Here is a 10578-nt window from a genome sequence, read left to right as displayed (position 1 = left end):
AAATATGCGTTGCTTGGAGCCTGTGCCAGCCAGTGTAAGTTCAGGATGCATTCTTTGTATCAAAGTGAAATTGTTTCACCAGACAAAGTTGAGCAGTTCTTAAAACAAGTAAAACGCTCCCTCTAGGGCTTGTTAATCTGGCAAACTCAGGTATCAAATCCTATTTTCGGGCGTCCTGGATCGTGATTTAGGACGCCCGAGTTCACTTTCCCCATCATAGTGAGTGCTCATTCACCTAACATGAGACTCCAGTATGAAAACATCTTTAATCCTTGCTCAATTGGCACTGTCCCTTTCCGTTACATCGGCTTTTGGTCACGATGTTGGCTTCACGCAAACCATTCTAAAAGAACAAGGTCGAGATCTTCATATCACTCTCTGGTATCCCACTGCTGATCAGTCCGTTCCGATTGAAAGAGTCGCAGAGAATATTGCTTTTGAAGGCATTGATGTTCGTAAGAATGCGAAATCCACTCAGCCTGAACCAGCGCCATTGGTGTTGCTGTCTCATGGCTATCGCGGCAGCTGGCGAAACCTGAACTGGCTGGCGGCAGAACTGGTGAAATCCGGTTACGTAGTGGCAGCACCCGATCATCCCGGTACAACAACATTTAATACATCCCCCGAACAGGCTGCAAAATGGTGGGCAAGACCTCAAGATATGTCCCGCATATTAAACTGGCTTTTAGACAATTCAGCCTTTTCTGACCAAATCGATTCTCAGCGCATTGCTGCCATTGGGCATTCCATGGGTGGATGGACGGTTATCAACCTTGCAGGTGGAGAGGTGGACGCACAACACCTCGCCAATGAATGCCAAAAGCATGAAAACCCCAGAGTATGCGAGTTACTGCCAGAAATGGGATTAGATAAGCCGACTGATGGCAAAAACCAGCTAAAAGACGAGCGTTTCAAAGCGGTGGTATCACTGGACTTAGGGTTAGCAAGAGGCTTTTCCCCTGAAAGCTTGAGTAACATTGCTATCCCGGTTCTGGTTCAGGCGGCGGGAACCAATACAGCGCAACTGCCCCATGACCTGGAATCGGACTACCTTGCCAGCGTCATACCTTCACAGTTCTCTCATTACGAACGGTATGAAGATGCTACTCATTTCAGTTTTATGCAGATCTGCAAGCCCGCTGGCAGGGCTATCATTGAAGAAGAACACAAAGGGGACGGGATAGTCTGCGACGATGGCAACCAGCGCTCACGGCGTGAACTTCATGAAGCCATGAGCCAGTCCATTATCCAGTTTCTGGAAACAGCATTTAGCCGCTAAACAAACATTGGGCATTGGTGTGTTTCAATGCCCATTTTGCTTAAGCTTGTTTGCGATATCGACTTGGGGTAGTTTCTGTTACCCGGCTGAATTCACGGTTAAAGTTTGATTTGCTGTGAAAGCCGACCATTTCGTAGATTTCGGTTACGGTGTGATTAGTGGTTTCCAGAAGTCTCATGGCATCTTGAATTCGATACTCGTTGATAAACTGGGAAACGTTTCTTTGCTTTAGTGCATTCACCGCAGACGAGATTTTTCTGGAAGGTATGCCAGCCTTCCTTGCCAGTTTGTTCAGGTTTAAGTTCGGATCAGCGTGCAAATTGTGCTCTGAAAGCAGTTCCTGAACCACATCCAATACTGCCTGATGTTCATTTTCATCCTGTTCTTCCGAACGGGTTGGTTTTACCTGAGTGACAACAGGCAGCGCTTCACTTGGTTCCGCCACGCTTCCACTTGCTACGGTCACAACATAAGCGAGAACGGGTAGGATTAAGCTGTGCCCTACCGATAAGATGGCAACCACATTTTTCCCTTCTGAAAGAGCGAAATCGATCACTATTGCTATATCCACCAGTGCAGAGAAAGCAAGTAAACCGGCGGCGAAATAAAGCAAACCTTTGAACGCGGGCATTTGGGAAAACTTTACACCTTCCCAAACGTCCGATGAACGCTTGTTGAGTCGGAATAACGCCACCGCATACCCCAGATAAACCAAGACGATAAATACATCGACAAAACCATAAAGTGCTGGGGAATAAGAAATCAGCAAAGCCGCACAGGCGACCACGGGGGTTTGCAGAAGTTGCCACTTGCCCTTTCCAGAGAGTGCGTGTGTGAAGCACCACCAGGTCAAAGGTGGAACTAATGATGCCACTATGGGTTGAATGTTCCTGACCCATTCCCAATCCGTCGTCCATCTTAGCCCCACCAGGCTAATTGTGACTGCACTGCATGCGATAAATATCAGCGCAGGCAGGTAGGATTTGTTTTTGCGCTGCGACAATGAAGCAAACAAGACAACCAGAAGTAAAACGACAACAAAGGGCAGAGGGATAGACGGCATGGTCAAAAAACACTCGAACTGAAAGTTTTAGTTAAATTTTGTAACACATTACAACACACAAACATGCTTTGTTCTCGACTTTTTCACCTGGCAAATCTCAGAGAAAACGCCACTTTCTGTGATACTTGTTCCACTCGATTTCTGCAATGAAATTCATTGTTTTATTTGTGCAATAGTTTATTTGAGAAATACAATTCCCTTTCAAAAAATTGACTTGAAATTAAATCTATAAAATCTATAAAATGAGATTTAAAACTATACAAAACACAACGTTTAGCTAGGAAAGTCGTATAACGATGGATATTCATTTCACGTACTCATTCCTAATTTCTGTACTCACTTAATTCAAGTGAACTGTTTTCATTACCATTGAATATTTTAAAAATTCTACAGGCTATATTCAAATTTTTTGAATAAGTTTGTATTTCAATTTTTATTATGGGAGAAGTACTTTGGAGAATATGAAGCGGTATTGTATTTTTTCTGTCGTTGCAAGTGCGGGAAGTATGACAGCAGCATCAAAAAGACTTGGTATGTCCCCTTCTGCAATCAGTCAAAATATCTCTCAATTAGAGAACGCTCTGGGAGTCACATTATTACATCGCTCTACTCGCGGTTTATCCGTTAGCGAAGCGGGTCAGATCTTGCTGCAAGGCTATGGTCAAATGCGTTCCCATTTTGAAAGCCTGGAACAAAAGCTGTCCGACTGCCGCGAAGGCGTGCGCGGGGAGGTTCGTATTTCGTGTTCTGCTGGTATGGCACAAGAAGTGATCGCCAATGCTCTTTCAAGCTGTTTATCTGCCTACCCTGAATTAAGGGTGACCCTCATTACTGGCGAAGAAGCAAGAGATATTGTTCAGGAAAACATCGACATAGCCATAACACTTGGCGATGCCAAAGACAGCAATCTGGTCTATCGACCACTCGGAGAGATGCCAAGAGTCGTGTGTGCTTCTTCTCACTATATTGATACCTATGGCACCCCAGATTCCATCGACGATATCATAAACCACCACTGGATAATCAATTCCGACTGCTGCGCTCAAAAAACCATTTGCAGCGTCGCCAACATTGAAGACAAACGCGATCTCAATGTTCGCTTTAAAGTAAACAATGATCTCGTGGCTCGCGCTTTTGCGATAACTGGGCAAGGGTTAGCACTTATACCACAGGAATTTGTCCGGGAACATTTAAATCTCGGTGATTTATGCGAAGTATTAAACGATGTGAAGTGGCCAAACATAAAGGTGCAAGCTTTAACCGTAAGCCGATCTGTGCCTAAAAAGGTGGAAGTAGTTTTGGAGGCGCTGAAAGCGTTTTTTCATTCCGAAGGAAAAAAAGCAAAAGCTTTGCATTAAACCACCAGCAAGGATGATGGCTCAAGGACCTGAACGAAGCGCAAAGCTTTTGCGGGAACCTGAACTAGTAGTAGCGTGTTAATAAAAATTTCGTGTAATTCTGCTGTGTTAGCAGAGTTTGTTAAAGCTGCATGGTTAATTTCCACACAAGCAAATTGTTTTAATTAATGTAAATGCAGCTTTAAGTAAATGCGTTAAAGCATCTATGTACTACCTTTGGCAGTACCTGAATCACCATAATTTACCTCCTGACGTTTCTTTATTTGAATTATAAAGAAAACCACCAATCTGGGTTATCAACCCTATATAGCCCAGATTTACGTGCTTTTCTTAACCGTTTTAGAATATCGCGTATTGAGGCATTAGATAATAGGTAAAAACTGAATTCTCTTTTAAGTAATACGAATATTAGTTAAGTATTAACTTAAATATTAGCTTCATTAACAAAATACAAACGTTTGCTTTTTTATCTCCTTCACTTGTTTTCTGTATTTGAAGCCTGAAGTAATCTGGTTGCAATATATAAATCTTGTAACGCGATTCCAGAGCTATCAAATAGTGTTATTTGTTCGCTATTTTTCCTACCGTCTTTGAAATGGTTTAGAACGTCGCCGATCTCCGAAATGTCTTTCTTTTTCGGCGCATGTTGAAATTCTCCAATCACTCTGGACTGTTTCTCATAATCACAGAACAAATCAGCGTCTTGATACAGCTCGGTAGGTAACTCTTGCTTACCTATTTTATCTGCTCCCATAGCCGAAATATGCGTACCCGCACGAACCCAGTCGGCTTCAAACAAAGGCGCTTGTGAGGTCGTTGCCGTAACAACGATGTCTGAGCTTTGACATCCTGCTTTGGGGGTAGACTGGCATGCATCAATACCCTGTTTACGTAGCTTGGCTATCAACGCTTCCGACTTCTCTTTGCTTCTTCCAACCACCATGACTTGCTTGATGTTTCTTATTTCATTTATCGCACAGACTTCATAAAACGCCTGATGACCTGTACCAAACACAGTGAGTGTTTCTGCATCTGATCTTGCCAAAACATCTGTCGCCACAGCATTTGCCGCCGCTGTTCTATAGGCATTGACTTCACTCGCTTCCACCGTCGCCATCAAAAGCCCGTTTTTCGGATCCAGCAGAAATATGACCGTACTATGGCAAGGTATCCCCTGCTCCACGTTCCCAGGCCAATAGCTGCCCGTTTTCCACCCACAGACATCAGAAGTCGAAGCAGATTTAAGAGAGAACATCGTCCCTTCCTCTGCACCTTCCGCATTCACAACAGGGAATAGTTGAGCGTCTCCATTAACCGATTTAAACGCCGCCTTGATCGCCTCGTATGCCAGCGAGTGACTGATCAACTTCCTTGTTTCTTGTTCACTTAAATGAATCATCTTTACCAACCCTTAATTCTGTTCCAGATTTCGATATTCCCCGTCTCATCAAAGACTTGATATTCCAGATGCATCGCTGCTGTTGCACAGGCATGATTAGGCAAGATTCTCAGTTGAGTCCCGATGGGAAAAACATCTAAAGAGGCATCCGATAGCTGAATAATGCCGTGCTCCTGATTCAAAAGCGTCACCTGCATATCAGGTATCAGGTTCCCATTGTGATCCGTCACCAGACCAAAGCAGTCGGCGTTCAAACCCGGATCGGATGAGAGCGCCATCCAGCCAGCATCGGTAATGAGCCAGCCTTTTTCCTCGTTGTGACCAATCACGGTCGTCACTACAGATAAAGCGATATCCTGCCATTGGCAAACACCGACATGTTTCATGACCAGATCGAAGAAGCAGTACACTCCAGCCCGAACTTCAGTGATGCCCGAATAATCCTCGCCGTAGAAAGCAGTTGGCGTTGAACCAACACTGACAATCGGGCACTCCACTCCATGAGATTTGAGGCGATCAACCGCCAAATTAGCGCATTCGATCTCGTTCTTTGCCGCATTTTTAAGTTCTTGTGGGGACTGGCAGAAGTAAGACTCTCCCGCATGCGCCAGTACTCCCTGAAACACGGCATAACTGGATGCAATTGTGCTCGCAATGGCAATCAACTGAGAGGAATCGACTTTGATTCCACCGCGGTGACCGTCACAATCCAATTCAATCAACACAGGAATTGGGCATCGACTTTCACTAGCAAAGGACGCTAAAAATTCAGCCTGCTCGATGGTGTCGATAATCACAGAGATATTCGCCTGATATCGCTCCATCAGATCTTTTATCCGGGGCAGTTTTTCTTCTGACACGCCAACGGCATAAAGAAAGTTCTTATAACCCATGTTCGCCAGTGCTTCGGCTTCTGCCAGCGTAGAAACGGTGGCAGGTGAATCAAAGTCGGCAAGAAGATAAGGCGCGGCTTCAATAGAACGAACCGTTTTCAAATGAGGTCTCAAAGCAACGCCAGAGCTTTCAAAGCGGCGTTTCAATCTATCTACATTGCTAAGAAATTTAGGTTTATCCAGCCTAAGATAAGGCGTTATAGGAGGGCTGAGCCTAGTACTTATATTTTTTTCATATTGACTTCCATATTCGAAACTCAGGTAATTTTTGTAGTATGGAAGAAAGTTATTTAGACTAAAATTTACATTATTTAAGACATTAATTAGGTTTAAACCAAATGATCACCACAGAGGATTTAAGGTTCATACAGGTGGTTGCCAGCCATCGGACTTTATCCGATGTCGCGAGATCTCTGAACATTACGCCCCCTTCCGTCACACTCAGGTTGCAGAACATAGAGAAGAAGCTCTCTATTACCATTATTCAGCGCCCGTCCAGAACCGTGTCGTTGACAGAGGAAGGGCAACTGTTACTCGATAAAGGCGCATCCATTCTTCATCATCTGGATGAGTTGCAGGAGCTGCTGGATGAAAACAAAACGGAGGTAAGTGGAAAACTACGTGTTCTTGCACCATTGGGCTTCGGCAATGACTATGTGACGCCGCTGCTGGCAGAATACAAAACCATGCATCCCAAGCTCGAAGTCGAATTAGAGCTTTCCGACAACCCTACCTGGTCTCACCATCACAAATGGGACATCATCATATTTATTGGCAAGCTGCCGAATTCGACACTTCGAATGGTTACTCTGGCTAAAAATCAGCGATTCTTATGTGCTTCACCCGAATACCTGAAAACCAAAGGCTCCCCTGAAGCTCCTCAGGACCTGCGAAGCCATCAGTGCATTGCTCTTAGAGAGAACAATGAGGACGTCACGTTGTGGACGTTTACCGACCCTAAAAATGGCAAAGAAGAAACCGTGAGAATTGATCCCGCAATGGCGAGTAACGAGGGAAGAGTCGTCAAAGACTGGGGGATAGCTGGAATGGGGATCATCATGAGATCGGAATGGGATGTCCAGCCACAGCTCAATAGCGGTCAACTGGAACGAGTGCTACCAAACTACCAACTGCCAAATGCAGATATCATAGCCTTGCTCAGCACTCACCGTTCAGAACGATCTGGCCGAACATCCGGCTTTCTCGCACTCCTCAAAGAGCGCTTGTCTTGCGCCCCCTGGAACAACGAAAGCGGAGGGTAGACCTCCGCTCCAGCTAACCTTTCATCCCGATTTCAGGTTATTTACTTTCCGTGCGGGTAAGCTTTGCAACCTAGCTTGAGAGAAATTCGCTCGGCTGCCGCATGAAGCTCGGCAATGTATTCCACTTTTTTCTCTTCCGTAAAACGAATCGTTGGCAGTGACACACTCATGCCAGCAATTACCTGATTGAATCGGTCATAAACGGGAACAGCAAGACAGCGAAGCCCAACTTCCTGTTCTTCGTTATCTTCACCAAATCCCTGCTCTTTTACCTGAGGAAGTTCAGCGAGAAGTGATTCCACATCTTCGTGGGTGTTTTCCGTTGATTTAGTGAATTCAACAAAAGAAAGAATGTTTCGCGTTTCTTCTTCGTCTCGCTCAGCTAGCAGTACCTTACCAATCGCGGTCGTGTGTAGCGGATTGCGGCGACCAATTCGAGACTGCATACGAAGATTGTATTTAGAGTCGATCTTATGGATGTAGATGATGCCATCACCATCTAACGCACCTAAGTGCAGGGCTTCATTGGTCAGATCAGAAATACGGCGCATTTCAATGTCTGCCAAGTCAACCAGGTCAACATACTCTAGGGCACTTGCGCCAAGTTCAAACAATTTCAGCGTCAGGGAGTAGTTCTCACTTTCCCCTTCCTGAGAAACGTAACCCAGTGTCTTCATTGTTTGTAGGAAGCGGTAAACTGTGCTCTTCGACATCATAAGCCGTTGAGCTAATTCACTGATACCAATGTCCTTTTGCGTACTCAGTGCCTGTAAAATCCCAAATGTCTTTAGAACCGAAGATACCGATTCAGGTTGTTTTGTTGTTGTCATTATTACTCCACGTATAGCTTGGTTATGGGTGGAATACTTCAGCGTCCCCTGCCAAAGTCATCGGGTTGTCTTCTGATTTCAAGAATTCAACATAAATGAAAAATTACCACTATCCCAAATTTAACTAATTCAATTTAAAATAATGTTCTATAAAAAAAAGAGTCATAAACTTTTTTTTGAACTCTGACTTGGTAGGTGTTCAATTTTTTTTAATAAGATAATGAATTATCAGGATTATAACGCCTGAACGCATCAATTTTAATGTGCGATAAACTGTCTATCAATATGATTTAAACCTCTTTTATCAGCTCAACCATTTTATTCTATGTTCGTATTTATCTTATAAATTTATAAACTAAACCCAATTAATTCATTATTAAATTAATTTTAAAAATGCGTAATTATGCATAAAGAAAACGATTTCCAATCTTATATCTGCGGCTTATCGTCGCATATTCATGCATATCTATACCTAGCGAAATCTTAAATTTAAGCCGATTTTTTACCGTAAATGAAACAGAAAACCTCCAAACATGGAGGCTTTCTTATACCAAAATAAAGGTTATGCGACGTGCTCACTTTCTATGGAATCTGGAAGCTCGGCCACAGGAACGGCCGCGATCAGTTCCCGAGTATAAGGTTGAGTCGGGTTATGAATGACCTCTTCCACACTCCCCTGCTCCACAATTCGCCCTTGCTGTAACACAATTACGCGGTCACAGAAGTACTTAACGGTGGCAATATCGTGAGTAATCAGAATGAAGGCCGTGCCATAGGTGTTCTGGAATTCAATCAAAAGATCCAGTACCTGAGATCGCAGCGATACATCCAGTGCCGCCGTCGCTTCATCGGCAATCACAACCTTTGGTAAGGTAACCAGAGCGCGTGCAATCACGATACGTTGTCGCTGACCACCGGAAAACGCATGCGGATAACGGCTGGAAAACTCAGGTGGTAAGCCTACCCACTTCATCATATTCCTGACGCGCTCTTCGCGTTGTTTTGCATTCATTTCGGAGCGAAGTAGCTTGAGCGGCTCTTCAATAATATCGAATACCGTCATACGCGGATTTAATGACGACCAAGGGTCCTGGAAAATCAGACGCAAATCCGCAAACAGTGGATCGCGTTTAATACGTTTGTAATCTGACAGCTCCAGCTCAATACCATTTTCTTTATCTACATATTGAATAGAACCCGATGTGGCAGGTGCCATTCCCAGAATGGCGCGTCCCAAAGTACTTTTACCTGAACCAGACTCACCAACAATGCCCAGAGATTCACCGGGATGAAGCACCAGATTGGCATCATCTACCGCGGTCATGATCTGTTTCTTCTGGAACATCTTCGCTGGTTTTTCAAATTCTTTGGTTACGCTGATCACGTCAAGAATTGGCTGGTCGTTTTTCCCTTCAATAAGCTGGAACGGCTTTTTCACCTTAGACGGCTTTTCCAATGCACGCGTGGCATGCATAAGCTTAACGGTATAAGGATGCTGAGGGTTTTCGAAGATCTGTCGCACATCGCCACATTCCACCAACACGCCCTTTTCCATTACCGCGACGCGATCTGAGATTTGAGCAACCACACCTAAGTCGTGGGTGATGAACAGAATCGCCATTCCGATCTCTTTTTGCAGTTGATCGAATAACTCCAGTATTTCTGCCTGCGTGGTCACATCCAGTGCCGTGGTTGGTTCATCGGCAATCAGAATGTCTGGGCGGGTGGCGATCGCCATGGCAATCACGACACGCTGTCGCTGACCGCCTGACAATTCAAACGAGTACTTATTGATTAAGCTTTCCGGCTCCGGCATCTGTACCTGAGCCAGCAGTTCAACGGCTCGATCGTGCGCCGCTTTTTTTGAGATATCCGGATCAACCAAACAAAGGACTTCTTTGATCTGGTCGCCAACCGTATGCACCGGGCTGAGTGCCGCCATCGGTTCCTGTGATACCAGAGAGAAGTTAAAACAGCGCAGCGAGCGCATTTCTTTGCTTCGCGGGTCTATCTGAGTAATGTCGATTACCTGACCAGAATCTGTCGTCAGCAGAATCTCGCCCGAATCGATACGACCGGGGCGGTCAAGAAGCTGCATGATGGCACTGGAAGTTACAGACTTACCAGAGCCTGATTCACCAATCACTGACAAGGTTTCGCCTTTGTACAGGTCAAACGAAACGCCTTTTACCGCATGGAAATGCTCCGTGCTGGTTGGGAAGCTCACATTGAGGTCTTTTACTTGTAGGATTTTCTCAGACATTATTTTGCTCCCTGATCATGGTATGGGTCACACGCATCTCGCAGACCGTCGCCAACAAAGTTCATCGCCAGAATGACCACCACTACTGCTGCGGCCGGAATAAGAAGCCAGGATGCTTCAGCCAATGCGCGGATGTTCTGCGCTTCCTGAAGTAATACCCCCCAGCTAACCATTGGTGCCTGCAGACCAAGACCAAGGAAACTCAGCGCGGTTTCACCCAGAATCATGGCA

General features: G+C 45.0%; 8 protein-coding genes and 1 pseudogene. 3 read left to right on the top strand and 6 right to left on the bottom strand.

Annotated elements, in window-relative coordinates; all coding sequences use genetic code 11:
• Positions 1-253: 253 nt before the first annotated feature.
• A complete protein-coding gene (locus tag RH89_RS07380; protein WP_004400694.1) occupies positions 254-1279 on the top strand; it encodes an alpha/beta hydrolase family protein in 1026 nt (341 codons plus the stop codon).
• Between the two features lie 40 nt (positions 1280-1319).
• On the opposite strand, the gene RH89_RS07375 is transcribed toward RH89_RS07380, so the two are convergent.
• Positions 1320-2342 (bottom strand): helix-turn-helix domain-containing protein, encoded by a 1023-nt coding sequence (locus RH89_RS07375; protein WP_004400693.1) that lies wholly within the window; start codon positions 2340-2342, stop codon positions 1320-1322.
• Between the two features lie 461 nt (positions 2343-2803).
• Here RH89_RS07375 and RH89_RS07370 point away from each other — a divergent pair, with 461 nt between their 5' ends.
• Positions 2804-3700, top strand: coding sequence for a LysR substrate-binding domain-containing protein (locus RH89_RS07370; protein ID WP_004400692.1), 897 nt, complete (start codon positions 2804-2806; stop codon positions 3698-3700).
• Positions 3701-4175: 475 nt separating this feature from the next.
• Here the strand turns inward: RH89_RS07370 and RH89_RS07365 are convergent, their stop codons facing one another.
• Positions 4176-5099, bottom strand: coding sequence for an ornithine cyclodeaminase family protein (locus RH89_RS07365; protein WP_004400691.1), 924 nt, complete (start codon positions 5097-5099; stop codon positions 4176-4178).
• A 2-nt stretch (positions 5100-5101) separates the two neighbouring features.
• Positions 5102-6193, bottom strand: a complete 1092-nt coding sequence (locus RH89_RS07360) for an alanine racemase (RefSeq protein ID WP_280101529.1) — start codon at positions 6191-6193, stop codon at positions 5102-5104.
• A 137-nt stretch (positions 6194-6330) separates the two neighbouring features.
• Here RH89_RS07360 and RH89_RS07355 point away from each other — a divergent pair, with 137 nt between their 5' ends.
• Positions 6331-7254, top strand: coding sequence for a LysR substrate-binding domain-containing protein (locus RH89_RS07355; RefSeq protein WP_004400688.1), 924 nt, complete (start codon positions 6331-6333; stop codon positions 7252-7254).
• 41 nt (positions 7255-7295) lie between these two features.
• Here the strand turns inward: RH89_RS07355 and kdgR are convergent, their stop codons facing one another.
• From kdgR to RH89_RS07340, 3 genes and pseudogenes are all read right to left on the bottom strand, one after another.
• Positions 7296-8084 carry a DNA-binding transcriptional regulator KdgR gene (gene kdgR / locus RH89_RS07350; protein ID WP_004400687.1) on the bottom strand — a complete coding sequence of 263 codons (789 nt, stop codon included), beginning with the start codon at positions 8082-8084 and terminating at the stop codon, positions 7296-7298.
• A gap of 562 nt (positions 8085-8646) precedes the next feature.
• On the bottom strand, positions 8647-10347 hold the full coding sequence (locus tag RH89_RS07345; RefSeq protein ID WP_004400686.1) for a dipeptide ABC transporter ATP-binding protein: 1701 nt from the start codon (positions 10345-10347) through the stop codon (positions 8647-8649).
• Positions 10347-10578: pseudogene (locus tag RH89_RS07340) on the bottom strand (ABC transporter permease); the annotation flags it as partial. The pseudogene RH89_RS07340 and the gene RH89_RS07345, both read right to left, overlap by 1 nt.

This window comes from Vibrio nigripulchritudo ATCC 27043 (assembly GCF_000222685.1).
In the GTDB taxonomy this organism is placed as follows: Bacteria; Pseudomonadota; Gammaproteobacteria; order Enterobacterales; family Vibrionaceae; genus Vibrio; species Vibrio nigripulchritudo.
The sequence above is the reverse complement of the archived record's forward strand: the minus strand, read 5'-3'. Positions and strand labels throughout refer to the sequence as shown.

What these genes read in the sequence shown, in the direction of transcription:
- RH89_RS07345 (WP_004400686.1), bottom strand. Translation starts at nt 10,347, where the DNA reads ATGTCTGAGAAAATCCTACAAGTAAAAGACCTCAATGTGAGCTTCCCA.
- kdgR (WP_004400687.1), bottom strand. Translation starts at nt 8,084, where the DNA reads ATGACAACAACAAAACAACCTGAATCGGTATCTTCGGTTCTAAAGACA.
- RH89_RS07380 (WP_004400694.1), top strand. Translation starts at nt 254, where the DNA reads ATGAAAACATCTTTAATCCTTGCTCAATTGGCACTGTCCCTTTCCGTT.
- RH89_RS07370 (WP_004400692.1), top strand. Translation starts at nt 2,804, where the DNA reads ATGAAGCGGTATTGTATTTTTTCTGTCGTTGCAAGTGCGGGAAGTATG.
- RH89_RS07375 (WP_004400693.1), bottom strand. Translation starts at nt 2,342, where the DNA reads ATGCCGTCTATCCCTCTGCCCTTTGTTGTCGTTTTACTTCTGGTTGTC.
- RH89_RS07365 (WP_004400691.1), bottom strand. Translation starts at nt 5,099, where the DNA reads ATGATTCATTTAAGTGAACAAGAAACAAGGAAGTTGATCAGTCACTCG.
- RH89_RS07355 (WP_004400688.1), top strand. Translation starts at nt 6,331, where the DNA reads ATGATCACCACAGAGGATTTAAGGTTCATACAGGTGGTTGCCAGCCAT.